The organism is Actinomycetospora corticicola (genome assembly GCF_013409505.1).
GTDB lineage: Bacteria > Actinomycetota > Actinomycetes > Mycobacteriales > Pseudonocardiaceae > Actinomycetospora > Actinomycetospora corticicola.
The window spans coordinates 3,251,903-3,278,311 of record NZ_JACCBN010000001.1 but is presented as its reverse complement, the minus strand read 5'-3'; the positions used below and the strand labels follow the sequence as shown (position 1 = coordinate 3,278,311).

Sequence of the window (26,409 nt, the reverse complement as noted above, 5' to 3'; positions counted from 1 at the left end):
CACCTCCTGCCTTGACCGTACAGCGTGATCGACGTAATGTCCGGACAACAAGGTACGGACATTTGATGCGGAGGTCCCTCGTGGCGATCGCGGAGCGGACGGCGTCGGGCGCGGCCACGACGGTCGTCCGGAGGGTCGGGGTGCGGCTGCGGCACGTCGTGCCGGGGCTGCTCGCCGCCGTGCTCGTGGCGGGCGTCGCGACGGCCGCCGGGGCCGAGGTCCCCGTCGTCGGCGGGCCCGTGTTCGGCATCGTCATCGGCCTGCTCGTGGCCACCGTCCTGACGCCGGGGGAGCGGTGGCGCCCCGGCTTCGCCGTCGCGTCGCGGCCGGTGCTGCAGGCGTCGATCGTGGTGCTCGGCGCCACCCTGTCGCTGACCCAGGTCGCCTCGGTCGGGGCGTCCTCGCTGCCGGTCATGCTCGGCACCCTGGCGATCGCGCTCGGCGGGGCGTGGCTGGTCGGCCGCCTGCTCGGGCTCGAGCAGGACACGACGCTGCTGATCGGGGTCGGCACCGCGATCTGCGGGGCGTCGGCGATCGCGGCCACGCAGTCGGTGCTCAGGGCGCGGGAGTCGACCGTCGCCTACGCGGTCGGCACGATCTTCGTCTTCAACATCGTCGCCGTGCTGGCCTTCCCGCCGCTCGGGCACCTGCTCGGGCTGGACGCGCACGCCTTCGGCCTCTGGGCGGGGACCGCGATCAACGACACCTCGTCGGTGGTGGCCGCGGGCTACGCCTACGGCGGGGACGCCGGGCCCTACTCGGTGGTGGTCAAGCTGACCCGCAGCCTCATGATCATCCCGGTCGTCGCGGCGGTGACCCTGCTGGTCGCCCGCCGGGGCAGAGTCGCCCCGGGCGAGGAGCGTCGGGCCCTGCCGTGGGCCCGGCTCGTCCCGCTCTTCCTCGTCGGGTTCGTCGTGGCGTCGGCCCTGACGACGATCGGGGTGGTGCCGATGTCGTGGCATCCGGCCCTGACCGCGATCGGCACCTTCCTCATCACCACGGCGCTCGCCGGCATCGGGCTCTCGATGCGCGTCGCGGACCTGCGTCGCGCGGGGGTGCGCCCGCTGCTGCTCGGGGCGTGCCTCTGGGTGCTCGTGGCCGCGAGCAGTCTCGGCATCCAGGCGCTCACCGGGATCTGAGCGGCGTGCATCCCGGTCGCGCGCCACGGGTAGTCGTTAGGCATGCGAACCAACGGCGATCAGTGGGACATCACGACGAGCGTCGGGGCCACCGCACTCGGGGTGGCCGCAGCGCGGGCGGTGGAGACCGAACGGTCCGAGCCGCTCGTGGAGGACCCGTACGCCCAGGCCTTCGTCGACCGCGCCGGGCTCGACGTCCACCTGCCCGGCACCGACTCGGCCGACCCGGAGTCCGAGCGCATGTGGGGCACCATGTCGACCTACATGGGCGTCCGCTCGCGGTTCTTCGACGAGTTCTTCCAGGCCGCGACCGAAGGGGGCATCCGGCAGGTCGTGCTGCTGGCGGCCGGTCTCGATGCACGGGCGTTCCGCCTGCCCTGGCCCGACGGCGTCACCGTGTACGAGGTCGACCAGGAGGCCGTCCTGCAGTTCAAGGACGAGGTCCTCGACAGCGAGGGCGCGAGCCCGTCGGCGCGACGCGTCGCGGTCACGGCCGACCTGCGGGACGACTGGCCGGCGGCGCTTACCGGCGCGGGTCTCGACCCCGCCGTGCCCACGGCCTGGCTCGCCGAGGGACTCCTGCCCTACCTGCCCGCCGAGGCGGAGACGCTCCTGTTCGAGCGGATCCAGTCCCTGTCGGCGCCGGGCAGCCGCGTCGCCGTCGAGCACTTCGGGGACGTGGCCGCCCGCTTCGCCGACCACCCGCACCTGTCGTCGATGGGCCGCGCGTTCGGCGTCGACATCACCGACCTCGTCTACGACGAGCCGCGCGACCGCACCCCCGACACCCGGCTCGCCGAGCTCGGGTGGAAGACCCTCGCCGCGAACGCGCGCGACCTCGCGGTCGCCTACGGGCGTCCGCTCGACGCCGAGGTCTCCGACGTGATGGGGCAGGTGGAGCTGCTCGAGGCCGTGCGGCTCTGATTCCCGGTCCCGACGGCGGGTGCGCCGCACCCGCCGTCGGGACGGCCCGACCTCAGGCGTTCGCCATGCGGAGCAGGAACGCGATCCACATCCGGTACGGGGCCAGCGGTGCGGTGGCGGCGGCGAGGACGGTCGGGTCGGTGTAGTCGGCCGGGTCGCGGCCGTGGAGTCGGGCGAGCGCGGCGGTGGCGAGGGGCTCGTCGGGCCACTCGTCGACCACCCCGCAGGCGCGCAGCCAGATCCCGGAGCCCCAGAACTCGCCGATGCCGCGCACCCGCCGCAGGGAGGCCCGGGCGCCCTGCGGGCCGAGGTCGCGCAGCCGGTCGACGTCGAGCTCGCCGTCGAGGGTGGCGCGGGCGACCCCGTGCAGGCGGCGGACCTTCTCCTCGGGCAGTCCCGGGACGACGTCCAGTCGGAGCAGGGCCTCCGGGGTGGGGAAGCAGCCGACGCCGCCGAGCCGGGTGCCGTGCTCGGCGGCCAGCCGCCGGGTGACCGTCGCCGCCCGCGCCTTCCCGATCCGCGGCGAGATCACCGCCCACGCGGCCGCCTCGTAGACCGAGGGGAAGAGGATCGGACGCCGACCCGGGTGGGCGGCGAGGACCCTCCCGACGGCGGGGTCACGCTCGGCCACGCCGGCGAGCCCCGCCCCGGAGTGGTCGAGCGACAGGATCCGGGCGGCCTGGGCGAGGGCCCGCTCCGGCGAGCCGGTCCCCGTCGTCGTGACGGTGACGGGGCCGTCCGGGCGCTCCTGGGCGGCCGTGATCGCGAGCGGGGCGAGGTCGTCGTCCGCGATCGCACCGAGGACGAGGGGGCCGTCGTCGTGCCCGTACCGCGCGACCGGCGCCCACCGCATCACCGACGAGCGGGTGGCGCCCAGCGAGAACGGGCCCTCGGGCCGGATCGACGAGGTGGTGGTCCCGGCGTCCTGGGACGGCAGCGATGCGGTGGCACTCATGGGAGGACCATGCGCCTCGAATCACGACACGTACTGTCGTGATTCTGCGAGACTCTCGACGTCATGCGCTCCGACCGGCTGCTCGCCACCCTGCTGCTCCTGCAGGCGCACGGTCGGCTGCCCGCCCCCGAGATCGCGCGGCGCCTCGAGGTGTCGACGCGCACGGTCGCGCGGGACGTGGAGGCGCTGTCCGCCGCCGGCGTGCCGGTCTACGCCGAGCGCGGGCGCCGCGGCGGGGTGGTCCTCATGCCCGGCTTCCGCACCGACGTCTCCGGGCTCACCGACACCGAGATGCGGGCCCTGCTGGCGCTCACCGACCAGGAGGGCGACCTGGGCCGCGAGCTCGCCTCCGCCGTGCGCAAGCTGCTCGCGGCGGTGCCCGAGGCCCGGCGACCGGGTATCGCGCGGGCCCGCCGCACGGTGATCGTCGAGCAGCACGGCTGGCGTCGGCCGGTCCACGAGGGCCCCGCGCTCGCGGTCCTCGAACGGGCGGTGGCGGCGGACGAGCGGGTCCGGCTGCGCTACCGCTCGGCGTCGTCGGGGACCACCGCGACGTCCACCGTCGACCCGTACGGCCTCGTGAGCAAGGCCGGCGTCTGGTACCTGGTCGCGGCGCGGCGCGGGGTGCCGCGGATGTTCCGGGTCGACCGCGTGGTGGACGCCGAGGCCACCGGCGCCCCGGCCCGTCGCCCCGACGACCGTCCCCTCGAGCAGGTGTGGACCGAGCTGCGGGACCGGCTCGAGGCCGCGCCCGACCCCGTCGTCGTGCAGGTCCGCGTGGACCCGGCGTGGCGCGACCGGCTGCTGCGGGTCGTCGTCGGGCAGCTCGTCGAGGAGCCCCGGGGCGACGGCGACCGCCTCGACCTCGCTTTCCGGGCGCCCGGCGCGGCGGTCGGCGCCCTGCTCGGGTTCGGCGCGGCCGTCGAGGTGCTCGGCCCGCCGGAGGTGCGCGCGGAGATGGCGTCCCGGGCCGCGGGGGTGGTGGCGCTCTATGGTGCGTCCCGCTGAACCGATCTCGCCCGTGCCGGGAGACGCCCTCGCTGGTTAGGGTTCCCGACCATGACGACGGTGCTGGTGACCGGTGGTGGTGAGCGGCTCGAGCAGGTGGCGGCCGCGGTGAAGGCGGCAGGTGCCGACACGGTCGTGGTGGACGACCCGGGCCGGCTCGGCGAGGCCGTGGCGGGACAGAAGTTCGACGGGTACGTGCAGCTCCCCGTGGCGATGACCCCGGGCGAGGGCAGCGTCGTCGCGAAGGTCGAGCAGTTCCTCACCCAGGGCATGCTGTCGCGCTTCCGTGCCGCGGCGACGGTGCTGCCGGCCCTCCAGCCGGACGCGAGCGTGATGCTCGTCGGCGGGCAGACCAACGTGGACGTCGACGCCCCGGACGACGCCGATGCCCGCGCCGCCATGCTGCGCGTGCTCGCCCACGCGCTGCGCGCCGAGCGGGCGCCCGACCGCCTGACGGTGCGCGTGGCCGACTCGAGCTGGACCGCCGAGCAGATCGCCGCGAAGATCACCGGCACCGGACCGAAGGGTGCGGGGGAGCAGACGGCCGACGACGCCGCCATCGGCAAGGCGTACGCGGACTGGCGCGCCGAGGTCGTCGGGATGGCGCGGGTCGAGTTCTAGGTGCTGCGCAGGTGAGCACTCGGTGGGGCTATGACCCCACCAAGTGCTCACCTGGCGAAGCCACCTCAGCCACCTCTCAGGACTCCTGTCCATAGTGGTGCCATGCGGATCCTCGTCGTCGACGACGACCGGGCCGTGCGCGACTCACTGCGCCGGTCCCTGGCGTTCAACGGCTACCAGGTCGAGCTGGCCACCGACGGGCAGCAGGCGCTGGACACCATCCAGAAGGAGCGCCCGGACGCCCTGGTCCTCGACGTCATGATGCCGCGCCTGGACGGGCTCGAGGTGTGTCGGCGGCTGCGCAGCGCGGGTGACGACCTCCCCGTGCTCGTCCTCACCGCCCGCGAGGCGGTGTCCGACCGCGTCGCCGGGCTCGACGCCGGCGCGGACGACTACCTCGCCAAGCCCTTCGCGCTCGAGGAGCTCCTCGCGCGGTTGCGGGCGTTGCTGCGGCGCACCTCGCCGGAGGACCGCGACGACACGCCCGACCCGCTGACCTTCGCCGACCTCTCCCTCGACCCGGTCACCCGCGACGTGAAGCGCGGCGACCGGCCGATCACGCTCACGCGCACCGAGTTCAGCCTGCTCGAACTGCTCATCGCGAACCCGCGCCGTGTGCTCACCCGCAGCCGCATCCTCGAGGAGGTCTGGGGCTACGACTTCCCGACGACGGGCAACGCGCTCGAGGTCTACATCGGCTATCTCCGGCGCAAGACGGAGGCCGACGGCGAGCCGCGGCTGATCCACACCGTGCGCGGCGTGGGGTACGTGCTGCGCGCCGACGCCTGAGCGGTCACGGCCGCGGGGTGATGCCCTGCGCGTTGATCGACGCCGCGGTGGGGCCCGCGACGAGGCGGGTCGTGGTCATCGAGGAGTCCTGCGTGATCGCGGGGTCGCGGTAGAGGCCGAGCTTGAGGTAGTCCCCGCCGTCGAGCAGGGTCCCCTGCGGCGGGTGGTGGCCGAGCAGGCGCGCCCGCCCGTCGCGCCACACGTCGACGACGGCCTCGTCCGGGGACCGCGAGAAGTGCACGTGGAGCACGACGTCGAGCGTGTCGTCCGGGCGCAACGGCCCCAGGTCCTGCTGGTCGGCGCCGACGTTGGCGAGCCGCAGCCGCCCGTGACCGGCCTCCAGCGCGATCGGCGGCGAGCCGGTGTTGGCCCGCTGGTGCCACTGCAGCACCAGTTGCCAGGTCCCGGTGTCGGTCGGGAGGTCCCGCAGCCGGCTGACGTCGTGGACCCACAGGTCGTCGCCCTCGTGGTACTCCGGCAGCTCGGGGAGCACCTCGGCCCGCTTCGCTCCGCCGGGGATCGCGAACCGCATCCCCGGTCCGTCGACCACGGTCGGCAGGGGGGACCCGTCGACGAGCCCGGAGCCGCCGGAGTCGTCGAAGTGGGAGGCGAAGTCACCGACCGCGGTGTCGAACACGCCGTCGCCGGTCGCGGGCCGCGCCGCCAGGGCCCGTCCGGCGGCGAGCGGGTCGACGCGGCTCGTCGTCGTGGCGGGGCCGTCGTCGAGGGCCATGGGCGGGGGCACCGCCGGCGTCGCCGACGGGTGGCCGCCGGACAGGGCGATCGGCACGGCCATCGCGGCGCCCGCCAGCACGGCGGCGAGGACCAGTCGCAGGCGCCCCGGGTGCGGCGGCCGGGACGGGTGGGACGGCCGGGACAGGGTGGTCGTCATCGACCCCGCCCGCGTCCGTCCGGTGTGGAGTCCACGTCGGGTCAACGACGCTGCGCCGATCCCGGGTGCGGCCGGGGCGGTGAACGTTCCGCCGGACGGGGCGGCACCGGGCGCGTGCCGGGACCGGAGCGCGGTCACCGGCGCCGGACGGGGGAGTCGACGCACAGCGGACTCATGCGTTCGTCTCATGGAGACGGCAGCCGGCGAGGGCCACCCTGGAGCCGTGGCGGAACGAGCGGTGGCACGGTGGGCGGCAGTGACGGGTCTGGACGACGTGCGGCGCGCCGTGTCGTGGCTGGCGGTCGTCACCGTCGACTCGCTGGACCTCGCCGGGCAGGGGCTGGCCGCGCTCTGGCTGACCCGTCGGTCGTCAGGCGCGCGGCAGCCACAGCTGGAGCAGCGCGCCGCCTGAGGACGCCTCGTGGGCGGAGACCCCTCCGTGGTGGCGGGTCGCGGTCTGGGCGACGATCGAGAGCCCCAGCCCCGACCCCGGCATGGTGCGGGCGTCGGCGGACCGGAAGAACCGGTCGAACACGAGCTCCCGCTCCTCGGGGGCGATACCGGGGCCCTCGTCGGCGATCTCGAGCACCGCCGTCCCGGGCCGCTCGGGGGCCACACCCTCGCGCAGCAGCACGGTGACGGTCGCCCCCGGTGGACTCCACTTCGCCGCGTTGTCGAGCAGGTTGAGCACGGCGCGCTCCAGCGCGCTCGCGTCGCCGACGACCTCGAGGGGCACCAGTTCAGCGGCGAACGTGACGCCGGGAGCACGGGGCCGGGCCCGGTCGAGCGCCCGCTCGACCACCTCGGAGAGGTCCAGGTGCTCGGCCGCCACCTCGGGCGGGTCGTCGCGCGCGAGCTCGACGACGTCGCCGACCAGGGTGGCGAGCTCGTCGATCTGGGCCCGCAGGTCCTCGGTGAGCTCGGCACGGTCGGTGGGGGAGAGGCGCGGCGCGTCGGGACGCCCGGACGCGGCGCCCTCCTCGGCGGCGACCAGCAGCTCCAGGTTGGTGCGCAGCGAGGTGAGCGGGGTGCGCAACTCGTGGCCCGCGTCCGCGACCAGACGTCGTTGCCGGTCGATCGACGACGCCAGGGCCGCGAGCATCGCGTTGAAGCTGCGGGTCAGGCGGGCGATCTCGTCCCCGCCGGTCACCGTGATCGGCTCGAGGTCGCCGGTGCGGGCCACGCGCTCGGTCGCCGAGATGAGCCGCTCGACCGGGCGCAGGCCGGCCCGCGCGATCGCGACGCCGGTCAGCGCCGCGAGCACCACCCCGAGCCCGCCGACGACGACGAGCACGATCGCCAGCCGGGAGAGCGTCCGCCGCGTCGGCTCGAGCTCCTGGGCCAGGACCACGGCGATGCCCCGGTCGGCCTGCACGGCGACCACCCGGTACGGCGCGCCGCCGACGAACCCGGTGCGCGGCGGCTCCGGGGTCCCGGCGGCCACCGCGAACTCGGACGCGCCGATCGGCGGCACGCTGTTCGCGATCGACACCGCCCGCCCGTCGGCCAGGACGATCGCGACCCGGTAGTCGCCGGCCGCGAGGGCGTCCGGCGAGACGACCCGCGAGAGCATCGTGGGATCGGCGAGGTCGCTCGACGCGGCCGCCGTGGCCCGCTCGACGAGGCTCTCGTCGAGCTGGTCGTAGAGCGCCCGGTAGGCGGTGAGGAACACGGCCACCGCGATCAGCGCGACCAGCAGGCCCGCGCCGATCGACACGAGGATCGCCACGCGGCGGCGCAGCGGGATCTCCAGCAGGACGTGCCATCCCGACGGCGGGTCGGGGCGCTCGGCCCCGCCGTCGACCGCACTCTGGGCAGCGGCGGCGTCCGATCGGGGGTTCATCACCCCCGATCCTCCCCGATGACGCCGTACCGCGACCGTGACCTCCCCACCGGGCCCGCGCCCCGGCGATGAGGAAGGCTGGGGAGTCATGAGCGAGACGCCCCGTCACGACGGCGAGCCGGAGCGCGCGGGGACCACGGGGGCGGAGCCGGACCCGGCGACCGTCGAACGGCCCGGGCTCGGCACCGGGTACGGCGCGGGTGGCGTCCGCTGGTCGGACACCCCGAGCGGGGCCCCCGCGGAGGCGCCGCGGTCCTGGTCCGGCGCGCCCTTCGGGGGCAGCGACCCGGCCGGTGCGGGCGGGGAGCGGACCGACTACGGCTGGGGCCGACCCGCCCCGACGTCGGGGATGACCGCGACGCCGCCCGGCGGCTTCCCCGCCGACGCGGGCGTCGGGTGGAGCACCCCCGGCCCCGGTCGCACGGAGGGCGGTCCCGACGCCGGGCGTGGTGGCGTCGGGCGCCGGAGCCTCGTCCTCGTCGCGCTGGTGGCGCTCGTGGCCGGGCTCGTCGGCGGGGCGGTCGCGGGGTCGCTGTTCTCCTCGCGGTCGGTCGCGCAGACCTCGCTCGGCTCCACCGCCGACGGCGATCCGCTGCCCCCGGCCCCGGCCGGCACGGTGGAGGCCATCGCGGCGACGGTGCTGCCGAGCACCGTGCAGATCGTCGGTGCCTCCGGCGCCGGGTCCGGGGTGATCATCTCCGCCGACGGTCTGATCATGACGAACAACCACGTCCTCGCGGCCGGCCGCGCCGGCGGCCTGCAGGCGCTGTTCGCGGACGGCTCGAGCGCTCCCGTGACGCTCGTCGGCACGGCACCGTCGGCCGACATCGCCGTCGTGCGGGCGAGCGGGGTCGGCAACCTGCGCCCGGCGACCCTCGGCGACTCGACCGAGCTCCGCCAGGGTCAGGCCGTGGTGGCCGTCGGCTCCCCGCTGGGGCTCTCCGGGACCGTCACCTCCGGCATCGTCTCCGCGCTCCGCCGACCGGTCGCCGCGGGCGGGTCGACCGCCGACCAGAGCAGCGTCATCGACGCGATCCAGACCGACGCCGCGATCAACCCCGGCAACTCCGGGGGTCCGCTGGCCGACTCCGCGGGCCGCATCGTCGGGATCAACACGGCGATCGCGAGCGTCACCGGCGGCGGCGCCGGCCAGGAGGGCGGGTCGATCGGGCTGGGCTTCGCCATCCCCATGAACCACGCGCGGCGGATCGCGACCGAGCTGGTGGAGACCGGCCGGGCCACCCAGGCGATCATCGGCGTGCAGGTGGCCGACCGCGGGGCCCGCGGGGCGACGGTCGCCGGCGTGACGCCGGGCTCGCCGGCCGCGGGGGCGGGCCTGCAGCCGAACGACCTGGTCACCCGGGTCGACGACCGCGTCATCGAGGACGCCGACGCCCTGGTGGCCGCGGTGCAGTCGACCCCGCCCGGTCAGGTGGTGACCTTGACGGTCGTCTCCGGCGGCGGCGCGCCCCGGCAGGTGCCGGTGACGCTGGGCAGCCAGGTGATCGGCGGGCGCTGAGGGCCCGTCGTGGGGACGGTCCGCGGGCGGCCGCCCGCCGATCGCGCCGTCAGCGCGCCAGGACGGCGAACGCCCGGCCGTCGGGGCGGGCGGTGCCGGTGGGGTCGGGCAGCGCCGACTCCGACCAGGACCGCTCCACGACCCGCAGGCCCGCGGCCTCGGCGACCTCGTCGACGGCCTCGGACCCGAGCACCGCCCACGGGAACCAGGTGCGCGGACTCTCCGGAGTCTCGTCGCGGCCCTCGCGGACCAGGTGCGCAGCGCCCTGCCACAGCCCCGTCCCGGGTTCGACCTCGAGCAGGACGGTGCCGGACTCGGTCAGCAGCTGGTCGCAGCGGCGCAGCAGCGCCACCGGGTCGCCCCCGATGCCGATGTTGCCGTCGGCGAGCACCACGTGCTGCCAGCGCCCCTCGCCGGGGAGCCGCTCGAACGCGTCGCGGTGCAGCACGGCCGCCCCGCGCTGCAGGCAGCGCTGCACGGCCTGGACCGAGACGTCGACGCCGAGCGCCGGGACCCCGCGGTCGGCGAGGGCGACCACGAGGCGGCCCGGCCCGCAGCCGAGGTCCAGGGTGGCGCCCGAGCAGCGCTCCAGGAGCCAGTCGTCGAGCTCGTCCGCGTCGTCCTGCCAGCGCTGGACCGCGAGCGGGAGCACCACGCCGTCGGTGCGGACGAGCGTGTGCTCGAAGCCGGCGAGGGCGGCGTCGAAGACCGTGCCGTCGAACGTGTCCGTCCCGGCCCCCGAGCGTTCGCGCGCGGCGTCCACGACGGCGAAGGGCTCGGTCATGGGGCTGCTCACCGACGTCACGGACGTCCACCTCCGGACAGCGTTGCGATGGCGGGGACGGCGTCGTCCGTGTCGTCGACCTCGTCGACCCTGCCACCCAGGTTCTCCGCGACCGCGCGGGCGAACCGGCCGTCGGGTGCGAGCCCGGCCACGGTGACGGCGTCGTCGGCGGTGTCGACGTCGGACAGCGTCGCCAGCTCGGCCACGGCGTCGTCGCCGAGGGCGTCGCGCAGGGCGGCGAGGGTGCGGGGTCCGGTGTCGTCACGAGAGGTCGGGATGGGCGAGATGATCGCCGCTCGGCGCGGGTCGCGCAGCGCCAGGGCCCACCATCCACCGTCGTGGGCGATCCCTATTCCGGCCGGTCGGCCGGACTCGACGGTGCGCAGCGCGTCGTCGAGCCGTGCGGCGTCCAGCTGCGGGGTGTCCATGCCGACCTGCACGGTGGCCGCGCCGGGGAACCGGTCGGCGGCGTCGGCGTGCACGGCCTCGATGCGCTCGCCGAGTGCGTCGCCGCGCTGGCGGACCACGGTGTGGGGTGCGAGGGCCGCCCGGATCTCGTCGCCGCGCTCGGCGTCGTCCAGGTCGCCCTCGAGGGCCACCAGGACCCGCGCGTCCGGCACGCCGACGGCGGCGTCGAGGGTGTCGAGGAGGGCCGCGGCCGCGATCCGCGCCGCGCCCTGCGGGGTCGCCGGCGGGGTGAGGCGGGTCTTCGCGCGTCCGGCGACGGGGGCCTTGGCGAGCACCAGCACCACCCGTCGAACCGGATTGTCGGACTGCATGATCGACGCGTTCGCAGCCGCCTCCGTCATCGGTTCACCCGGATCGACGCGCTGTGGGCGCGGGTGCGGGCGAGGGCCTTCGTCATGTCCCGCACGGCCCGGGCCGTGCCGCGGACCGAGCCCGAGACCTTCGACCGCCCGCCGGCCCGCGGCCGGTAGGCGACGTCCACCTCGCGGATCGTCCAGCCCGCCGCGCCCGCCCGGATGAGCAGTTCGAGGGGGTAGCCGAAGGCGCGGTCGGTGATGCCGAGGTCGAGCAGGGCCTGTCGGCGGGCCACCCGGACCGGGGCGATGTCCCGCACGCCCACGCCCTGCACCCGCATGAGGCCGGACAGCACGTGGTTGCTCACCCGCGCGTGCCAGGGCCAGACGCCGCGGGCGGCCGGCACGCGCCGGCCGACGACGATGTCCGCGTCGGTGTCGAGCAGCAGCCGGACCATGGCCGGCAGCTCGGCGGGGTCGAGGGAGCCGTCGGCGTCGATCGTGGCGACGACCTCGGTGCGCGTCGCCTCGAGGCCGGCGTGCACGGCCGCGCCGTAGCCCTTGCGTTCCTCGTGCACCACCAGGGCGCCGCGGCGCGCGGCGAGCTCCGGGGTGCCGTCGGTGGAGCCGTTGTCGGCCACCACCGCGTCGAACCCCTCGGGCAGGGCGTCGAGCACGCCGGGGAGCGCCTCGACCTCGTTCAGGCAGGGGAGCACCACATCGACACGACCGCTCACCGTGGTCACGCTATGAGGTCGGGTTCCGACGCGCGCAACCGGGTTGCCATCTCGCGTCGACCGTGAAGCGGACGTGAGCTTCCACCGATCGGAGCACCTTTCACCGCCGCTCGGGCCCTGCTCACGGCGCCCTGACGTCGGCTTCGTACCCTCCGTGGCGATGAGCACGGTGCTGGGGCCGACGCGCCCGCAGGACGACGAGGCCCCCGGGACGCGCGAGCGACGGGGGCCCCGCCTCCGGGGAGATCTGATCGCGGCGGTCCTGGCGTGCGCGCTGGTCGCGGTGGCCGCCCTCTACGGGTGGGCCGAGATCGACCGCGGGGTGAAGATCCTCGTCGGGTGGCCGCCGGTCCTCGCCGAGTGGATGCCGCACTTCCGACCCGGTGGCGTCGCGGCGGTCGTCGTCGCGGTCCTGGTCGTCGTCGCGGGACCCACCGTCGCCGCGCGCCTCCGCTGGGGCCCGCTGCTGCTGGTCACCTACCTCGCGGCGGCCGCCTGGACGTTCTGTCTCGCGCTCATCGACGGCTACCAGGCCGGCATCGTCGACCGGCTGACGACGCCGACCGAGTACCTCGTCGAGGTCGGGCGCTATCCCGGGCTCCGCCCGTTCCTCACGACCTTCGCCGACCGGATCGTCGGGATGACCCCCGACACCCTGGTCACCCACTCCTCGGGCCACCCGCCGCTCGCGACGCTGGTGTACGTCTGGATCGCGCGGTTCTGGGAGCCGGGCGGCGAGGCCGCCTCGCTCGTCACGCTGTTCGTCGGCGCGTCCGCCGCGGTGGCGGTGGCCGTCACGATCGGCGCCCTGGGCGGGGTGCGGTGGGGGCCGCTGCGCCCCGGCTCGGTCGAGCTGCCGCTCGCGCCCGACGCGATCGAGGCGGGCCGGTCCCTCGCCCGCCGCTACATCCCGTTCGGCGTGCTGTTCCCGGGCGCGGTGTGGGTCGGGGTGTCCGCGGACGGGATGTTCGCCGCGGTCTTCGCGTGGGCGGTCGCGTTCTTCGCCCTGGGCGCCGTGCGGCGCGGGGTGCTCGGCTCGGCGCTGTGCCTGCTCGGTGGGCTCGCGTTCGGCGCGAGCCTGTTCCTGTCCTACGGGCTGGCCGCGTTCGGGCTCGCGCCGATCGTGATCGCGGTCCTCGTGCGCCGCTGGTGGCCGCTGGTCGTCGCGACCGTCGGGGTGCTGGTCGTGGTGGGCCTGTTCCACCTCGGCGGGTTCTTCTGGTTCGACGGCTACACCCAGGTGAAGGTCCGGTACTACCAGCCCGGCGAGTACGGCCTGATGCGCCCGTACCGCTACTGGGTGTGGGCCAACCTGGCCGCGTTCGCCCTGGCGATCGGACCCGCCGTCGTGGTGGGGCTGCGGCGTCTCGCCTGGTGGCCGAAGCAGGTGCCCGTGGCGCTGATCGCGCTCGTGGGTGCCGCCGTGCTCGCGGTCGCGGCGGCCGACCTCTCCGGGCTCTCCAAATCCGAGGTCGAGCGCATCTGGTTGCCGTTCGGCACGTGGATGGTGCTGGCCTGCGCGCTGTTGCCGGCGAGGTCGGTCCGATGGTGGCTCGCGGCCCAGGCGGTGCTCGCGCTGTTGGTGAACAGCCTGCTGTTCACCACCTGGTAGACCGGCTCCCGTCAGCCGTGGCCCCCCGCTGACGTCCACCGTCAGCGGGGCGCCACGGTCGCGGACCGGGGTTCTGAACCGGCCCGGAACCGGACGAACGACCCGTTCGTGCACCTGGAAGCCACGAACGGCCCGTTCGTTCCGGACGGACGACCTGCCGGGCCGCGCCCGACCCGTCGTCAGGAACGGATGGCGGCGCGCAGCGGGTCGGTGGCGAAGCGGGTGATGCCCTCGGCGAACCCGACCTGCGCGCGGAACCCGAGCAGCTCCGCGGCGCGTGCGGGGTCGGCGGTGACGTGCCGGACGTCGCCGGGGCGGGCACCGCCGACGATCTCGGGGGCGCGGCCGTCCATCGCCTCGGCGAGCTGGCCCGCGAGGTCGGCGATGGTGCGGACCTCGCCGGAGCAGACGTTGAGCGGGACGCAGGTGCCGGCCGGGGTGGTGTCCTCGGCGGCCTCGAGGGCGGCGACGTTGACGCCGGCGACGTCGCTGACGTGCACGAAGTCGCGGCGCTGGCGGCCGTCCTCCATGACGCGCGGGGCCTCGCCGCGCTCCAGGGACGACCGGAAGATCGACGCGACGCCCGCGTAGGGGGTGTTCTGCGGCATCCGCGGGCCGTAGACGTTGTGGTAGCGCATCGCGTAGACGCGGCCGCCGGTCGCACGGGCCCACGCGACGGCGAGGTGCTCCTGGGCGAGCTTGGTCGCCGCATAGGTGGAGCGCGGCTCGAGGGCGGCGTCCTCGGGGATGAGCTCGCCCTGCAGGTCGCGGCCGCACACCGGGCACGGCAGGTCGTAGCGGCCGGCGTCGACGTCGGCCTGGGTGCGCGCGGGCGGCGGCTGGACGCCGTGCTCCGGGCAGGAGTAGCGGCCCTCGCCGTAGACGACCATCGAGCTGGCCATGACGAGCTTCCGGTGCCCGGAGCGGTACATCGCCGCGAGCAGGACGGCGGTGGCGACGTCGTTGTTCTCGGCGAACGCCGGCGCGTCGTTGGGGTCGACGCCGTGGCCCACCATGGCGGCCTGGTGACAGACCGCGTCGACGTCGGGCAGGAGCCGGTCGAGCAGGTCGGCGTCGCGGACGTCGCCGTGGACCAGCTCGTAGCGGTCGAGCCACTCCGGTGCCTTGCCGTCGGCGTGGGCCTGCGGCAGCAGGGCGTCGAGGAGCACGGGCGTGTGGCCACGCTCGGCGAGCTGGTCGGCGATCGCGGAGCCGATGAAACCGGCACCGCCGGTCAGGAGGACGCGCACGGCGGTCACGGTAGGCCAGCCGCGCCCGCCGACTAGGGTCTGGGGTATGGAACTCTCGCGATCCGCGACGTCGATCGAGAACCTGGGCGGTACCGACGACCTGCTCGGGCGGGCGCTCGTCGTGGTCGTCGACGACCGCGTCTCGACGGGGGAGCTCACCGACACCACCGGTCCGCTGGTCACCGAGCTGCTCGGCGAGGCCGGCCTGGTGGTCGACGGGACGATCGTGGTGCCCGGCGAGTCGGTCGCGATCCGCAACGCGCTCAACACCGCGGTGATCGGCGGCGTGGACGTCGTCATCACCGTCGGCGGCACCGGGGTGTCCCCGCGGGCCGTGACCGCCGACGCCACCGCGGGTGTGCTCGACCGGCCCATCCCGGGCATCGCCGAGGCCATCCGCGCCTCGGGGCTCGCCGCGGGTGCGGTGGACGCCGGGCTCTCGCGCGGCCTCGTCGGGGTATCCGGGTCGACGCTGGTGGTGAACCTGGCGTCCTCGCGCGCCGCGGTGCGCGACGGCATGGCGACGCTGACCCCGCTCATCGCGCACGTGATCGCCGAGCTCTCCGGGCTGGAGGAGAACTGATCGACCCCGACCGTGCCGAGCAGGCCCGCCGCCGGGCCCGCGAGGCGCTGTTCGGCGACTCCTCCCCGGCGAGCGCCGACGAGCGCGACGACGCCGACCGGGGTCGCGACGACGACGGGCGCTCCTTCTACGAGCGTGAGCGTCCGCCGCACCACGACCGCGAGCGCTGAGCCCGCCCGCGAGGGTGACGTGGAGCAGGTCCGGCGGCCTGCGCGGTGTGACGCTCGAGGTCACGGGCTCACCGCAGCGTCAGGGTCACCTCCTGCCCCGTCGTCGCCGCCGCCACCCGGGCGGCGAGCGGACCCGGCAACGCCACCACGACGACGGGGCTGCTCGTCCGGTCCTCGCCCGACAGCACGGTGAGCACGCGCGCCCCCGGCGCCAGGATCGCCCCGTCCTGACCCCCGCCACGGGCCCCGCCGACCACGTCCACGAGCGCGCCCGGCCGTACCAGGACGGCCAGTGCCGGGTCGGCCAGCCGGAGCGGCACTCCCGCCGCGTCCGCGGTCCCCGCCGAGGCGCGGGCGGCGCCGGGCCCGACCAGCCGGACGTCGGTGAGCACCTCCCCGGCCCGCACCCCGCCGACCAGGTGCCCGCCGACCGCCGCGTCCGTCGCCACCAGCGCGCCCCGCGGCACGGTGTCGGGCGGCCGGTCGACCAGCACGACGTCGTCGGGCGCGAGCGCCCCGCCCGGCGCGAGGTCCCGGGCCGCCACGACGACGGGGGATCCCGCCACCTCCGGCGAGACCGCGCCGAGGACGCCGAGCACCGCGGCCAGGAGCACGAGCGCGCCCGCGGCCAGCCGCCGCAGGAGCACCGCCCGGCGCCACCCGACCGGCGGGCGGCGCCCGCCGGCCCCGACCCGTCGTCCGGAAACCGTCACGAATGCGACGGTAGGGCCCGTACCGCACCCACCGGGCGTGGAGATCCCGGCCTGTGGACAATGGGGTCGGAGGGTGCCGGTTGTGGATGGCCGGGCTCAGACCGATCCGCCGGACACGTGAGGGGCTGCACCCGAATGGCCGTGGTGCTCGTCCTCCTGGCGTGCCTCGGGAACGCGCTCGCGCTGACCCTGCAGCGCAAGGCGGCGCAGGACAGCGCCCGGCAGCGCGGCCTGTCGGCGGGCTCCTTCCGGGACATGGTGCGGCGCACGCCGTGGCTGATCGGCACCGCCGTCTTCGGTGGGGCCGTGATCTGCCAGGTGCTCGCGCTGCGCCTCGGCTCGATCTCCCTCGTGCAGCCGGTGCTCGTGATGGAGCTGCCGTTCACGCTGCTCGTCGGCTGGTGGATCCTCGGTGGGGCGCTGCGGCGCTACGAGTGGTCGGCCGTGGGCCTGATGAGCCTCGGGCTCGTCGTGCTGCTGGCGTGCCTGCGGCCGCACGGCGGGGACGCGCTCGCTGCGGGGAACCTCCGCTGGATCCTGGGCACGCTCGTCACGCTGGCGGCGCTCGGACTGTGCGTGTGGATCGCGAAGACGTCCCGCGCGGTGGGCAAGGCGGCCTTCTTCGGCATCGCGGCCGGCATCGGGTCGGGATTCGTCGCCGTGATCGTCAAGGCGATGGCGGACGCGCTCGCGGTGGGCGGGCTCGGCGAGGTCCTGACGACCTGGCAGAGCTACCTGCTCATCCCCGTCGGGCCGATCGCGTTCTGGACCCTGCAGAGCGGATTGCGCGCCGGACGACTGCTCGCGAGCCAGCCCGGGCTGACCCTCGGCAATCCCATCCTGGCGTTCCTGTGGGGCACCGGGCTGCTCGGCGAGGAGATCGCCGGGGGGTGGTGGGTCCTCGGTGGGGTGGCCGGTGCGCTGCTGCTCACGGTGGGTGTGTTCCTGCTGGCGCGCTCTCCGGTGCTGGCGGCGCAGGAAGGAACACCCTCCGCCTCCCGGGCCACCGGTAACACGAGCAGTCGCCGGGTCCGCTGACCCGTTCGCTCGACCGAGTGAGACCGTTGCTCCAAACATGTCCCGGGGCAACGCGCGTCGGGCGTGGACGTCTCTCGTTGTACGGAGCACGGGGCCGCCGACCGCTGGGGAGCGGGTCGAGCCGCGTGGGGTCCGGGTCGGCGACTCGGGGTCGTCGACCCGGACCTGCTTCTCGTCAGGCGCTCTTCGTCGCCGTGGACGAGGACGCGCCCGAGGACGATCCGCCCGAGGAGCTCGAGCTCCCGGACGTCGAGCCGCCCGAGGTGGAGCCCGACGAGGGCGACCCACCCGACGTCGAGGACCCCGACGAGCTCGAGGAGGACCCCGCGTCGGACGACGACGAGCTGCTCGAGGACTCCGACGAGCCGGAGGAGGACTCGGAGGACGATCCCGAGGTGCTCGAGGACGCGCCCGACCGGCTGTCGTTGCGGTAGAAACCGCTGCCCTTGAACACGATGCCGACCGACGAGAACACCTTGCGCAGCCGTCCGCCGCACACGGGGCACTCGGTCAGCGAGGGGTCGGTGAACGCCTGGACCTGCTCGAAGCGGTGGTCGCACTCCGTGCAGGCGTAGGGGTAGGTGGGCACGTGCACTCCTGTCATCCCGGAGGGTCGCGGGGAGTGTAACTGGCACTCACCCGACGGGAGTGCCAACAACGCCACACCTCAGGCTGTTCCGATCAGCCCCGCCGTCGGCCGCCACACGGCGTGGACCCGGACGTCGTGCGGCTCCACCGGGAGCTCCGGCAGCAGCTCGTCGTCGGCGACCACCGCCACGACGAGGGTGGACCCCGAGACCAGCGGCAACGACCGGTCGTAGTGGCCGCCCCCGCGCCCGAGCCGGACCCCGTCGGGCGTCGCGGCGAGCGCCGGCACCACCACGACCCCCGCGGAGGCGATCGCCGCAGGCCCCTCCCGGCGTCGGGACGGCTCGAGCAACCCGTGCGGCCCGGGCACCAGGTCGCCCCGATCCCGGAACCCCGCCCAGTCCAGCGGAGCGCTGCCCGTGACCACGGGCAGGAGCACCCGCCGACCGATCGCCACGGCCGCGTCCAGCAGGGGCAGCGAGCCGTCCGGGGTGGCGCCGGGCTCGGAGCGCACGGGCACGTACAGGCAGAGCGGCCGCGCGGGATCGGCGCCCAGTGAGTCGAGGACGCCGGGCAGCGAGGCGGCGAGGTTGGCGGCGTCCTGCCACCGCGCGGCCTCCGACCGCTCCCGACGACGGGCCAGCAGCTGCGCCCGCAGCTCCGCCTTGCTCGCGTTCACTCCAGCGTCCCGGACACCTCCGCCGGGCCCTCGACGACGACCGATCCGCGCACCGTGGTCGGCCCGGTGAACGTGACGTCCCCGCGGACCTCGAGGCGCTCGGCGTCGATCAGCGAGGGCGCCCCGGCGGGGAAGCGGGCCTCGAAGTCGCGCAGCATCCCGAAGTGGGCCTTGTCCAACGACACCACGGGCGGCTGCTCGTCGAAGTGCGGCACCATCGAGCCGTCCTCGCGCAGCTCCCAGAGGTCGGAGCGGGCGACGAGCAGGTCGTCGGTCGTCTTCACCGGCGCGAACCGGGTGCGCGGCACCTCGAGGGCACCCGCCCCGTCGATCGACGACACCGCCGCGCCCATCGCGGTCTCCAGCTGCACCACCGTGGTCGACCCCTTGTCGGTCGGGTCGACGGTCTTGCGGTTGACGATCAGCGGCAGCTCCGGGGCTGCCGGGTCGGCCTCCTGCAGGGCGGTGATCGCCTGCAGGTCGAACCAGATGTTGTTGGTGTTGAAGTAGTGCCAGCGGGTGAGGTCGCCGAAGGAGGGGTCGCCGTCGGGTACCTGGGCCGACTCCCGCAGCACCAGCTTCCCGTCGCGCATCGCGAGGTGCCCGCCCTTGCGGTCGGACTCCGTGCCGCGGACCACCTCGAGCAGGAACGGGATCTCCTGCTCGGCCAGCCACGCCGCGATCCGCGGGTCGGGGCGCGCGCCGAGGTTGTCGGCGTTGGACACGAAGCACCAGCGCACGCCCGCCTCGAGGAGCGCGGCCGCGATGCCGCTGGCGGCCAGCGCCGTGTAGATGTCCCCGTGGCCCGGCGGGCACCACTCCAGCTCCGGGTTGTCGGGCCACTCGACCGGCTCCCACGACCCGGCGTCGAGCTTGGGCTCGATGCCCTGCAGGAAGTCCAGCGGGAGCCCCTGGTCGGCCAGGCCCTCGTGCGCGGCCAGGCGCTCCAGCGACGGCGGGCGCGTGGTCGGCGAGTCCATGAGCAGCAGCGGCAGGCGTGCCCCCGTCGACGCCCGCAGCGCGAGCGTCTGGCGCGCGATGACGTCGAGGAAGCTCTGCCCGGGCTTGATCTCCAGCGTCGACTTCGGCCCGTCGAGCCCCATCGAGGTGCCCAGCCCCCCGTTCAGCTTCACGACGGCGAGCCGGTCGAGCACCGCACGGGTGGCCTCGGCGTCGGGCTCGGGGAGGTCGACCAGACGCGGCAACGGCGCAACGGGGGAGAGCTCGTCGCCCGGCACCTTCCCCGCGTCGGGGTCCGAGAGCTGCGCCAGCCGGCGCCGGAACGCCGCGACCTCCATCGGGTGGGCCCCGGCCTTCTCCAGCTTCTCGACGGCGGGGTGGTCGCTGGTCATGCGCTCTCCGGTACTCGGGGGTCGGTGTTCGCGGTGGTGGTCCGAGAGGTGCCGCCGAGGTTATCGAAGGGGTCCGACACCCTCCCCGAGGGCGCGTCGTTACCCTGCTCCGCCGCCCCGGCGGGGCACCATGGAGCCGTGAGGACCGTGGATGCCCAACTGCGACGGGTGCTCGACGCCGCGGTGCGCCCGGCCCCGATCCGCGTCGCGATCTCCGAGGCGCAGGGCCTGCTCTGCGCGGAGGAGGTCGTGGCCGATCGCGCGCTGCCGGGATTCGACCAGGCGGCCGTCGACGGCTTCGCCGTGCGTGCGGTCGACGTCCGCTCGGCCGACGTCGAGCCCGTCGAGCTGCCCGTGGTGGGGGAGGTGGCGGCCGGATCGCGCCAGGCCCACCGGCTGAGCCCGAAGCAGGCCGTGCGCGTGGCCACCGGCGCCCCGCTGCCCACGTTGGCCGACGCCGTCGCCCCGCACGACCACACCGACGACGCCGGACCGTCCAGCCGCGCCCGGGTCACGGTCAAGCACCCGGTCGCGAGCGCCGGGTTCGTCCGCCGCACCGGGGAGGACGTCGCCCCCGGTGACGTCGCCGTCCGCCGGGGCGTGGTGGTCGGTCCGGCCCAGGTCGGGCTGCTGGCCGCGGTCGGGCGGACGAAGGTCCTCGTGCACCCCCGCCCCCGCGTGTCGGTGATCGCGGTCGGCGACGAGCTGGTCGACGTCGACCGCACGCCGTCGGCGGGCCAGGTCGTCGACGTCAACTCCTACGCCCTGGCCGCGGCGGCCCGCGACGCCGGCGCGGAGGTCACCCGCGTGGGCATCGTGGGCGCCGACGCGACGACCGTGCGCGAGGCGGTCGAGGCCCGCCTGGGGCTCGCCGAGGTGGTCCTCGTGGCGGGTGCCGTCGGCGGGGCCCACGGCGAGGCGGTCGCGGCCGAGCTCGGCGAGCTGGGCCCGGTCGACACCAGCCGGGTCGCGATGCACCCGGGCAGCGTGCAGGGGTTCGCCCGCCTCGGCGACGACGAGATCCCCACCTTCCTGCTCCCCGCCAACCCGACGTCGGCGCTGGTCGTCTTCGAGATCCTCGTCCGGCCGCTCATCCGGCTCGCGCTCGGGCGCCCGGAGCTGCACCGCCGCGAGGTCACGGCCCGACTGCTCTCCCCGGTGTCCTCCCGGCCCGGGCGCCGCAGCTACGTGCGCGGCCGTCTGCTGCGCGACCGGACCACCGGCGAGTACCTCGCCCAGCCCCTCGGGACGGCGGGGTCGCACCTGCTCTCGTCGCTCGCCGAGGCGAACGCGCTCATCGTGCTCGACGAGGAGACGACCGAGGCCGGGCTCGACACCCCGGTCCGGGTGGCGTTCCTGTCACCCCGCTAGCGCACACTGCTCCCCATGGGCGGTGCGCCGATCTGGGGAGGGACGCGACCCACCGGTCGGCACCCCGGGTGGCCGGACCGGCTGCGGGCGCTGCGGGTTCCCGCCGGGGTGGTCACGCTGCGGCCCGTGCGGTTCACCGACGGCCGGGAGTGGTCGCGGCTCCGGCTGCGTGACGAGGACTACCTGACGCCCTGGGAGCCGATGCCGCCCGGCCGGTGGTCGGACCACAACGCGCTCGTCGAGTGGCCCGGGCGCTGGGGCACGTTGCGCGCCATGGGCCGGGCCGGGACCGCGCTGCCGTACGCGCTGACCGTCGACGGCCGGTTCGCCGGGCAGGTCGTGGTCGGCAACATCGTGCGGGAACCGCTGCTCTCGGCCTACATCGGCTACTGGGTCTCGGCCGAGCACGCCGGCAAGGGCGCGACGACCGCCGCGGTGGCGCTCGCCGTCGACCACTGCTTCTCCCGGGTGGGGCTGCACCGGGTGGAGGCGACGGTGCGGCCGGAGAACGCCGCGAGCCTGCGGGTGCTGGGCAAGCTGGGCTTCCGCGAGGAGGGGCTGCTCAAGCGCTACCTCGAGGTCGACGGCGACTGGCGGGACCACGTGGTGCTCGCCGTCACCGCGGAGGACGTGCTGCCGGACGGTCTCGTGTCCCGGTTGCTGCGCGCCGGCCGCGCCGAACGCGCCTGACCTGCGGGCCTGACGAGGCGTCAGCCGACGTCGACGGTGCGTCACGACGCTCGACCGGCGCTGGACCACCCACACGGCCCAGCGACTTCAGGGTTTGACCAGCCCATCGAGTGGTCACGGGGCAATAACGGCCGCCCGGACCCTCCCTCACACGAGGGTGATGGTCACGGTTCGCACACGACACGCCGTCGGAGGTCCGGGGCTGATGGGACTCCTGTGACTAGCGTGGCGAACGTCGGTCACGGGTCGGGGGAGGTGGACGGTGCCGAGTTCCTTGGTCTTCGCCGCGTTGGTGGTCGCGTGGCTCGCGGTGCTCGTCCCCGTCGTCGCCCGACGTCGCCAGATGGTGCCGCGGCCCGCCGACGCCGATCTGAGTGCGCGGGTGCTCGCCCGGCCGGAGCGCTCGATGGGCGTCGCTCCGACGAGCGTCGCGACGGGGCAGGAGGAGGTCACGATGACCAGTACGACGGACGAGGTCCGCGACGAGGACGTCCGCGAGGCGGCGCCGGAGGCCGGACCCGCGGGGCGGGTCCTCGACCGCGCCCGGCGCGGGCACGACCTCCCGGACGACGTCGACGACCACGGCGACTTCGACGAGTACGACGACGGGTACGAGTACGACGACGGGTACGCCGACGACGACGCCTACGCGCCGGTCGACGACGAGCCGCAGCGGCCGCGCTCCTACCGTCCCGGTCGGGGCGGCTTCGACGCCGAGGCGGCGGAGGCGGCGGCGCACGCCCGCTACGCGTTCCGGCAGCGTGTGGCGATCGGGCTGATCGTGGTGGCCGTGCTCTCGGTCTTCGCAGCTCTCGTGGTGTCCTCGGCCCTGTGGTGGCTGTTCGCGGTCACCGTCGTCGGGCTCGGCGGCTACCTGGTCTTCCTGCGCCGCCAGACGCGGATCGAGGACGAGCTCCGGCGTCGTCGGGCGGCCCGCCTCTCCGGCGAGCGCCGCGCGCTGGAGGCTCGCCGCGAGCGTCAGGTCGAGCACGAGGAGCGCCTCGCGGACGCCGAGCGCTGGGGTCGCTACGAGTCCGCGGAGCACGAGGTCCCGGACCTCCCCGAGGCCCGTCGCGGCGACGACGAGCTCCTCGACGAGGAGATTCCGGAGCCGCGCTGGATCGCCCCGCGCACGCCGGCGCCGGACATGCCCGAGGGCACGGAACTCGTCGGTGACACCGACGACGACCCGGCCTTCTGCGACCTCGACGACCACCGGATCCCGGCCTACCGCCGGGGTGCCTGACCGCCTCCCCGACCCACCCGACGGCCCCGTCGCCGGGTGGACGCCCACCGGACGTCGCCATCCCCCGACGGCGGCCGGTGGACGCCCACCCGACGGCGGGGCCGTCGGCGTCGGAGGCCACCCGCTGATCGCGGGCCGGTGCCCGTGGCGTAGAGTTCTCGCTCGTTGGGGCTGTGGCGCAGTTGGTAGCGCGACTCGTTCGCATCGAGTAGGTCAGGGGTTCGATTCCCCTCAGCTCCACCAGATCAGGACGAGGCCCGGTTCCCCGTGGGGAGCCGGGCCTTCGTCGTTTCCGGGCGGCGGTCGCCCCGGCCGCGGGAGGGCCCGTCGTCGGGAAGGAGCCCCTCCGGCCCGTGGTCAGCTGATGAGTTCGTCGAGCAGCAGGTAGATCAGGAAGCCGACGAAGAAGCCGACCGACCCGAGCGCGGTCTCGCCCTGCTCGTGCGCCTCCACCAGCAGTTCTTCGGTGGCGAGGTACATGAACGCGACCGCGCCGAAGGCCAGCACGCCCGCGAGCAGCGTCGGGGAGGCGGTGCCGAGCCACAGCACCCCGACCGCAGTCCCGACCACCGTGAGCAGCGACAACGCCGTCGGCGCCGTCGCGACGAGGGTGCGCGACGCGCCGCCCGCCATGGCGGCGGAGAGCGAGAGCCCGACGAAGAGGTACTCGATCGCGAGGGCGATCGAGAGCAGCACCCCCGTCGTCGCTCCCGCGGCGAACCCGGCGCCGAGGACGATGCCGTCGACGGCGAAGTCGACCCCGGTCGCGACGGCGAGCCCGACCGGCAGGGTGGCCGCGCTCGGCCGGGCCTCGAGCACCTTCCCGGCGGCGCGGAAGCTGAACATCACGGCAATGCCGGCGCCGAAGCCCGCGATCGCCACCCACGGCTCCTCGCGCAGGACACCGGGCAGCAGCTCGATCGCCGCGGCGGCGAAGACCACGCCGGCGGCGAAGTGCTGGATGCCGCTCGTCGCCCGGCGCCCCGGCGGGCGGACCGCCGCCACCAGACCGGACACGGCCGCCGCCGCGACCGGGATCAGGGAGAAGAGGACGGCGCGCAGGAGCACGGACCGACGTTAGTCCGGTCCTGCGGGAGCGCGTCCGGTGCGGGGCCGGCGCGCGAGGACGTCGGCGCCGGCACGCCCGGCCCCGAGGGGGCAGTCGGCGCAGGTGTGACCCCCGGGCACGCGGTAGGCCAGACAGCACGTCGAGCGCCCTCCGCCCGGCGTGCGCGTGCCGGCCAGCGGCGGCCGGTCGAGGAGGGCAGCGGCGAGGGCGCGGACGGGTGTTGCTGCGGCAGGTCGGGCGGTCGCCACCACTCGGGTGGCCTTCGCCACCGCGGTCGCGACCTCGCCCCAGAGCAGGCGCTCCGAGACGGCGACGGTGTCGAGCAGCGCCGCGGCGAGGCCCGCGAGCGGCCCGACGATCTCGCCGTGGAGTTCGTCGGGGTCCCGCCACGACACGAGCCGGGGGGAGGCGAGCCACCAGGACGCGCCACGGGGGGCGTCGTGGCCACGCCAGCGCAGGTCGACGCCGGTGAGCACCGGGAGGGCGCCGTGGACGGTCGCCGCCGCCAGGACCGGGGCCACGAGCCGGGCCGCCATGCCGCCGTAGAGCCAGGACGCCGCGACCCGGTCCTCGTGCGTGCGCAGGGTCTCGGCGGCCGCGTCCAGCTGCGTCCTCAGGACGCCCGGTCCGTCGAGCAGGCGGGCCAGGGGGACGAGGTGCGCCCGCCCCGCCTCCTCCGCGTCGACGGCGAACGTGAACGCCGGCCCGAGGAGGGCGGTGTCGGCGAGCACGGCACGGACCCCGCCGGGGGTGGTCAGAACGGGGTCCACGCGTCACACCAGTCCCGGGTGCTGCGGTACCGCCCGAGGCCGAGCAGCACGAACTCGTCCGCGGACCCGACGGCCTGCACGCCGAGGTAGCGGAGGGCCTTCACGATCGGGCTCCCGCTGTGCGGGTCGGCGGTGGAGACCGGGAACGGCTCGTCCGGGAGCAGGACGTCGGGGCCGTAGACGACGTGGCAGTCCAACCACGCGACCGCCGACTGCCGCCCCAGGCCGCCCGCGTAGTCCGCCTCCAGGTAGGCGACCGGGCCGACGCGGGAGGCCGCGGTGAGCATGGCGGCCACACCGGACGACAGCCGGTCGAACGCCCAGTCGGGACCGTTCGTGAAGTCGGGCAGGTCGATGTCGTGGAAGAGCTGCTCGCACAGCGGGACCAGGGCCAGCTCGGCACCGTCGAGCAGGCTGGGGCGGGCGTGCGGGAACTGCTCGCGCAGGGGTTCGAGGACGTCGGGGGCGCCGACGATGCCGTGCAGTTCGTAGGTGGTGCTCACTCCAGGACGCCGAGGTGCTTCAGCACGTGGGCGACCGAGGTCGCGCGGACGTCGGCGACCAGCGAGCGGTACTCCTCGGCGAACAGCCCGGAGTGCCGGGTCATCCGGTCGGCCTCGACGAGGTCGACGGCCTTGGCGAGGTGCTCCCGGGCGAGTCGGTCACGCCACAGCGGGTGCTTGATGTGGACGAACTCGTCGTCCACGGCGGTGATCGTCAACCTCTTGCCCCCGGCGACGGTGGGGATGTCCCCGCCGTCGCCGAACTCGCGCTGCAACCGCGCCCAGTCCAGCGGCACCCGTCCCACCGTCCTTCGTCAGTCTCCGTGGTCCTCGACCAGGTCCTGCAGGAACTCGAGCGTGCGGGCCCGCCGGACCCCGGCGGCCTCCGCATCGCATCCCCACCGCTCGGCGAGCTCGGCGTCGGTCCGTCCCTCGACGCAGGTGAGGACGAGGGTCGCCTGGTGGTCGACCGGCACCCCGACGAGCGCGGACCGGAACCCGGGCCACGACCCGTGCCGGACCAGCCGGCCCTCCCGGACGTCGACGATGCCGTCCTCGGCGAGCTTCGCGATGCGACCGGAGTAGGGCAGGCCCCAGTGCCGGAACACGAGGGGCCGGGAGACCAGCCCGCGGGCCACCCGCAGCGCGATCGCCTCGGCGGCGCCGGCGTCACCGAGGCGGATGCGCAACGTGTAGGAGACCGCCTCGAACGTCGCCGTGACCCGGTCGAGCCACGCGGCGTAGTCCGGCAGGAGGTCCGGTCCCTCCCCGACGTCCACGGTGGTCACCTCCCCGGGTCCCGG

The 26,409-nt window shown here is 75.3% G+C and carries 29 protein-coding genes, 1 tRNA gene and 1 pseudogene; 15 read left to right on the top strand and 16 right to left on the bottom strand.

Features of this window, described 5'->3' with window-relative positions:
* Positions 1 to 65 precede the first annotated feature (65 nt).
* Both BJ983_RS15885 and BJ983_RS15880 read left to right on the top strand, forming a co-directional pair.
* Positions 66 to 1,139, top strand: a complete 1,074-nt coding sequence (locus BJ983_RS15885; RefSeq protein ID WP_179794664.1) for a YeiH family protein — start codon at positions 66 to 68, stop codon at positions 1,137 to 1,139.
* A 42-nt stretch (positions 1,140 to 1,181) separates the two neighbouring features.
* Positions 1,182 to 2,063: a class I SAM-dependent methyltransferase gene (locus BJ983_RS15880; protein ID WP_179794663.1), complete on the top strand. Its 882-nt coding sequence runs from the start codon at positions 1,182 to 1,184 to the stop codon at positions 2,061 to 2,063.
* Between the two features lie 52 nt (positions 2,064 to 2,115).
* Here BJ983_RS15880 and BJ983_RS15875 read toward each other — a convergent pair whose 3' ends face one another.
* Positions 2,116 to 3,018 (bottom strand): DNA-3-methyladenine glycosylase family protein, encoded by a 903-nt coding sequence (locus BJ983_RS15875; RefSeq protein ID WP_179794662.1) that lies wholly within the window; start codon positions 3,016 to 3,018, stop codon positions 2,116 to 2,118.
* 63 nt (positions 3,019 to 3,081) lie between these two features.
* Here BJ983_RS15875 and BJ983_RS15870 point away from each other — a divergent pair, with 63 nt between their 5' ends.
* The 3 genes from BJ983_RS15870 (at position 3,082) to BJ983_RS15860 (ending at position 5,436) form a co-directional block, all read left to right on the top strand.
* Positions 3,082 to 4,026 (top strand): helix-turn-helix transcriptional regulator, encoded by a 945-nt coding sequence (locus tag BJ983_RS15870; RefSeq protein ID WP_179794661.1) that lies wholly within the window; start codon positions 3,082 to 3,084, stop codon positions 4,024 to 4,026.
* A gap of 51 nt (positions 4,027 to 4,077) precedes the next feature.
* Positions 4,078 to 4,647 (top strand): hypothetical protein, encoded by a 570-nt coding sequence (locus tag BJ983_RS15865; protein WP_179794660.1) that lies wholly within the window; start codon positions 4,078 to 4,080, stop codon positions 4,645 to 4,647.
* Positions 4,648 to 4,749: 102 nt separating this feature from the next.
* Positions 4,750 to 5,436, top strand: coding sequence for a response regulator transcription factor (locus tag BJ983_RS15860; RefSeq protein ID WP_179794659.1), 687 nt, complete (start codon positions 4,750 to 4,752; stop codon positions 5,434 to 5,436).
* Between the two features lie 4 nt (positions 5,437 to 5,440).
* On the opposite strand, the gene BJ983_RS15855 is transcribed toward BJ983_RS15860, so the two are convergent.
* Complete coding sequence (locus BJ983_RS15855; RefSeq protein WP_179794658.1) at positions 5,441 to 6,328, bottom strand: heparin lyase I family protein; 888 nt, start codon at positions 6,326 to 6,328, stop codon at positions 5,441 to 5,443.
* Between the two features lie 223 nt (positions 6,329 to 6,551).
* On the opposite strand from BJ983_RS15855, the gene BJ983_RS15850 reads away from it, so the two are divergent.
* Positions 6,552 to 6,740 carry a hypothetical protein gene (locus tag BJ983_RS15850; protein ID WP_179794657.1) on the top strand — a complete coding sequence of 63 codons (189 nt, stop codon included), beginning with the start codon at positions 6,552 to 6,554 and terminating at the stop codon, positions 6,738 to 6,740.
* Here BJ983_RS15850 and BJ983_RS15845 read toward each other — a convergent pair.
* Entirely contained in the window at positions 6,699 to 8,171 is a 1,473-nt protein-coding gene (locus tag BJ983_RS15845; RefSeq protein ID WP_179794656.1) for a HAMP domain-containing sensor histidine kinase, read from the bottom strand. The two genes, BJ983_RS15850 and BJ983_RS15845, sit on opposite strands and share 42 nt — an antisense overlap.
* A gap of 88 nt (positions 8,172 to 8,259) precedes the next feature.
* On the opposite strand from BJ983_RS15845, the gene BJ983_RS15840 reads away from it, so the two are divergent.
* Positions 8,260 to 9,690, top strand: a complete 1,431-nt coding sequence (locus BJ983_RS15840) for a S1C family serine protease (protein WP_179794655.1) — start codon at positions 8,260 to 8,262, stop codon at positions 9,688 to 9,690.
* Positions 9,691 to 9,739: 49 nt separating this feature from the next.
* Here the strand turns inward: BJ983_RS15840 and BJ983_RS15835 are convergent, their stop codons facing one another.
* Genes BJ983_RS15835 through BJ983_RS15825 form a run of 3 tightly spaced genes read right to left on the bottom strand, consistent with a single transcriptional unit; the run spans position 9,740 to position 11,972 of the window.
* On the bottom strand, positions 9,740 to 10,474 hold the full coding sequence (locus tag BJ983_RS15835; protein ID WP_179794654.1) for a class I SAM-dependent methyltransferase: 735 nt from the start codon (positions 10,472 to 10,474) through the stop codon (positions 9,740 to 9,742).
* A 17-nt stretch (positions 10,475 to 10,491) separates the two neighbouring features.
* Positions 10,492 to 11,283, bottom strand: coding sequence for a TIGR04282 family arsenosugar biosynthesis glycosyltransferase (locus BJ983_RS15830; RefSeq protein WP_246325602.1), 792 nt, complete (start codon positions 11,281 to 11,283; stop codon positions 10,492 to 10,494).
* Complete coding sequence (locus BJ983_RS15825; RefSeq protein ID WP_179794653.1) at positions 11,280 to 11,972, bottom strand: glycosyltransferase; 693 nt, start codon at positions 11,970 to 11,972, stop codon at positions 11,280 to 11,282. Before BJ983_RS15825 ends, BJ983_RS15830 begins: the two co-directional genes overlap by 4 nt.
* 160 nt (positions 11,973 to 12,132) lie before the next feature.
* Here BJ983_RS15825 and BJ983_RS15820 point away from each other — a divergent pair, with 160 nt between their 5' ends.
* Positions 12,133 to 13,584: a hypothetical protein gene (locus BJ983_RS15820; protein WP_246325601.1), complete on the top strand. Its 1,452-nt coding sequence runs from the start codon at positions 12,133 to 12,135 to the stop codon at positions 13,582 to 13,584.
* A gap of 179 nt (positions 13,585 to 13,763) precedes the next feature.
* Here BJ983_RS15820 and BJ983_RS15815 read toward each other — a convergent pair whose 3' ends face one another.
* Positions 13,764 to 14,834 (bottom strand): NAD-dependent epimerase/dehydratase family protein, encoded by a 1,071-nt coding sequence (locus BJ983_RS15815; RefSeq protein ID WP_179794652.1) that lies wholly within the window; start codon positions 14,832 to 14,834, stop codon positions 13,764 to 13,766.
* Between the two features lie 46 nt (positions 14,835 to 14,880).
* Between BJ983_RS15815 and BJ983_RS15810 the strand changes: the two genes are divergently transcribed.
* Positions 14,881 to 15,417 (top strand): MogA/MoaB family molybdenum cofactor biosynthesis protein, encoded by a 537-nt coding sequence (locus BJ983_RS15810; protein WP_179794651.1) that lies wholly within the window; start codon positions 14,881 to 14,883, stop codon positions 15,415 to 15,417.
* A gap of 238 nt (positions 15,418 to 15,655) precedes the next feature.
* On the opposite strand, the gene BJ983_RS15805 is transcribed toward BJ983_RS15810, so the two are convergent.
* Entirely contained in the window at positions 15,656 to 16,300 is a 645-nt protein-coding gene (locus BJ983_RS15805; RefSeq protein WP_179794650.1) for an SAF domain-containing protein, read from the bottom strand.
* A 141-nt stretch (positions 16,301 to 16,441) separates the two neighbouring features.
* Between BJ983_RS15805 and BJ983_RS15800 the strand changes: the two genes are divergently transcribed.
* Positions 16,442 to 17,338: a DMT family transporter gene (locus tag BJ983_RS15800; protein ID WP_179794649.1), complete on the top strand. Its 897-nt coding sequence runs from the start codon at positions 16,442 to 16,444 to the stop codon at positions 17,336 to 17,338.
* Between the two features lie 194 nt (positions 17,339 to 17,532).
* A complete protein-coding gene (locus BJ983_RS32315; RefSeq protein ID WP_343054214.1) occupies positions 17,533 to 17,772 on the top strand; it encodes a hypothetical protein in 240 nt (79 codons plus the stop codon).
* 14 nt (positions 17,773 to 17,786) lie between these two features.
* On the opposite strand, the pseudogene BJ983_RS32310 reads toward BJ983_RS32315, so the two are convergent.
* From BJ983_RS32310 to BJ983_RS15785, 3 genes and pseudogenes are all read right to left on the bottom strand, one after another.
* A pseudogene (locus BJ983_RS32310) lies at positions 17,787 to 17,942 on the bottom strand (FmdB family zinc ribbon protein); the annotation flags it as partial.
* 63 nt (positions 17,943 to 18,005) lie between these two features.
* Positions 18,006 to 18,605 (bottom strand): 5-formyltetrahydrofolate cyclo-ligase, encoded by a 600-nt coding sequence (locus tag BJ983_RS15790; protein ID WP_179794647.1) that lies wholly within the window; start codon positions 18,603 to 18,605, stop codon positions 18,006 to 18,008.
* On the bottom strand, positions 18,602 to 19,957 hold the full coding sequence (locus BJ983_RS15785; protein ID WP_179794646.1) for a UTP--glucose-1-phosphate uridylyltransferase: 1,356 nt from the start codon (positions 19,955 to 19,957) through the stop codon (positions 18,602 to 18,604). Before BJ983_RS15785 ends, BJ983_RS15790 begins: the two co-directional genes overlap by 4 nt.
* A gap of 138 nt (positions 19,958 to 20,095) precedes the next feature.
* Between BJ983_RS15785 and glp the strand changes: the two genes are divergently transcribed.
* The 4 genes from glp to BJ983_RS15765 all read left to right on the top strand — a co-directional run bounded on the left by glp (position 20,096) and on the right by BJ983_RS15765 (position 23,507).
* The gene (gene glp, locus BJ983_RS15780) at positions 20,096 to 21,328 is read left to right on the top strand and encodes a molybdotransferase-like divisome protein Glp (protein WP_179794645.1); all 1,233 of its coding nucleotides are present in this window, start codon (positions 20,096 to 20,098) and stop codon (positions 21,326 to 21,328) included.
* Between the two features lie 15 nt (positions 21,329 to 21,343).
* Positions 21,344 to 22,018, top strand: a complete 675-nt coding sequence (locus BJ983_RS15775; protein ID WP_179794644.1) for a GNAT family N-acetyltransferase — start codon at positions 21,344 to 21,346, stop codon at positions 22,016 to 22,018.
* Positions 22,019 to 22,280: 262 nt separating this feature from the next.
* Positions 22,281 to 23,264, top strand: a complete 984-nt coding sequence (gene sepX / locus BJ983_RS15770) for a divisome protein SepX/GlpR (protein ID WP_179794643.1) — start codon at positions 22,281 to 22,283, stop codon at positions 23,262 to 23,264.
* Positions 23,265 to 23,431: 167 nt separating this feature from the next.
* A tRNA-Ala gene (locus tag BJ983_RS15765) sits at positions 23,432 to 23,507 on the top strand.
* A 114-nt stretch (positions 23,508 to 23,621) separates the two neighbouring features.
* Here BJ983_RS15765 and BJ983_RS15760 read toward each other — a convergent pair.
* Genes BJ983_RS15760 through BJ983_RS15740 form a run of 5 tightly spaced genes read right to left on the bottom strand, consistent with a single transcriptional unit; the run spans position 23,622 to position 26,385 of the window.
* A complete protein-coding gene (locus tag BJ983_RS15760) occupies positions 23,622 to 24,332 on the bottom strand; it encodes a ZIP family metal transporter (protein ID WP_179794642.1) in 711 nt (236 codons plus the stop codon).
* Positions 24,333 to 24,341: 9 nt separating this feature from the next.
* On the bottom strand, positions 24,342 to 25,103 hold the full coding sequence (locus BJ983_RS15755; RefSeq protein ID WP_179794641.1) for a (2Fe-2S)-binding protein: 762 nt from the start codon (positions 25,101 to 25,103) through the stop codon (positions 24,342 to 24,344).
* Positions 25,088 to 25,606 carry a hypothetical protein gene (locus tag BJ983_RS15750; RefSeq protein ID WP_179794640.1) on the bottom strand — a complete coding sequence of 173 codons (519 nt, stop codon included), beginning with the start codon at positions 25,604 to 25,606 and terminating at the stop codon, positions 25,088 to 25,090. The genes BJ983_RS15755 and BJ983_RS15750 overlap by 16 nt, the downstream gene beginning before the upstream one ends.
* Positions 25,603 to 25,902, bottom strand: a complete 300-nt coding sequence (locus tag BJ983_RS15745; protein WP_343054213.1) for a hypothetical protein — start codon at positions 25,900 to 25,902, stop codon at positions 25,603 to 25,605. The genes BJ983_RS15750 and BJ983_RS15745 overlap by 4 nt, the downstream gene beginning before the upstream one ends.
* 18 nt (positions 25,903 to 25,920) lie before the next feature.
* Positions 25,921 to 26,385: an RNA polymerase sigma factor gene (locus BJ983_RS15740; RefSeq protein WP_218890297.1), complete on the bottom strand. Its 465-nt coding sequence runs from the start codon at positions 26,383 to 26,385 to the stop codon at positions 25,921 to 25,923.
* Positions 26,386 to 26,409 lie beyond the last annotated feature (24 nt).

What these genes read in the sequence shown, in the direction of transcription:
- BJ983_RS15885 (WP_179794664.1), top strand. Translation starts at nt 66, where the DNA reads ATGCGGAGGTCCCTCGTGGCGATCGCGGAGCGGACGGCGTCGGGCGCG.
- BJ983_RS15880 (WP_179794663.1), top strand. Translation starts at nt 1,182, where the DNA reads ATGCGAACCAACGGCGATCAGTGGGACATCACGACGAGCGTCGGGGCC.
- BJ983_RS15875 (WP_179794662.1), bottom strand. Translation starts at nt 3,018, where the DNA reads ATGAGTGCCACCGCATCGCTGCCGTCCCAGGACGCCGGGACCACCACC.
- BJ983_RS15870 (WP_179794661.1), top strand. Translation starts at nt 3,082, where the DNA reads ATGCGCTCCGACCGGCTGCTCGCCACCCTGCTGCTCCTGCAGGCGCAC.
- BJ983_RS15865 (WP_179794660.1), top strand. Translation starts at nt 4,078, where the DNA reads ATGACGACGGTGCTGGTGACCGGTGGTGGTGAGCGGCTCGAGCAGGTG.
- BJ983_RS15860 (WP_179794659.1), top strand. Translation starts at nt 4,750, where the DNA reads ATGCGGATCCTCGTCGTCGACGACGACCGGGCCGTGCGCGACTCACTG.
- BJ983_RS15855 (WP_179794658.1), bottom strand. Translation starts at nt 6,328, where the DNA reads ATGACGACCACCCTGTCCCGGCCGTCCCACCCGTCCCGGCCGCCGCAC.
- BJ983_RS15845 (WP_179794656.1), bottom strand. Translation starts at nt 8,171, where the DNA reads ATGAACCCCCGATCGGACGCCGCCGCTGCCCAGAGTGCGGTCGACGGC.
- BJ983_RS15840 (WP_179794655.1), top strand. Translation starts at nt 8,260, where the DNA reads ATGAGCGAGACGCCCCGTCACGACGGCGAGCCGGAGCGCGCGGGGACC.
- BJ983_RS15835 (WP_179794654.1), bottom strand. Translation starts at nt 10,474, where the DNA reads ATGACCGAGCCCTTCGCCGTCGTGGACGCCGCGCGCGAACGCTCGGGG.
- BJ983_RS15830 (WP_246325602.1), bottom strand. Translation starts at nt 11,283, where the DNA reads ATGACGGAGGCGGCTGCGAACGCGTCGATCATGCAGTCCGACAATCCG.
- BJ983_RS15820 (WP_246325601.1), top strand. Translation starts at nt 12,133, where the DNA reads ATGAGCACGGTGCTGGGGCCGACGCGCCCGCAGGACGACGAGGCCCCC.
- BJ983_RS15810 (WP_179794651.1), top strand. Translation starts at nt 14,881, where the DNA reads ATGGAACTCTCGCGATCCGCGACGTCGATCGAGAACCTGGGCGGTACC.
- BJ983_RS15785 (WP_179794646.1), bottom strand. Translation starts at nt 19,957, where the DNA reads ATGACCAGCGACCACCCCGCCGTCGAGAAGCTGGAGAAGGCCGGGGCC.
- BJ983_RS15775 (WP_179794644.1), top strand. Translation starts at nt 21,344, where the DNA reads ATGGGCGGTGCGCCGATCTGGGGAGGGACGCGACCCACCGGTCGGCAC.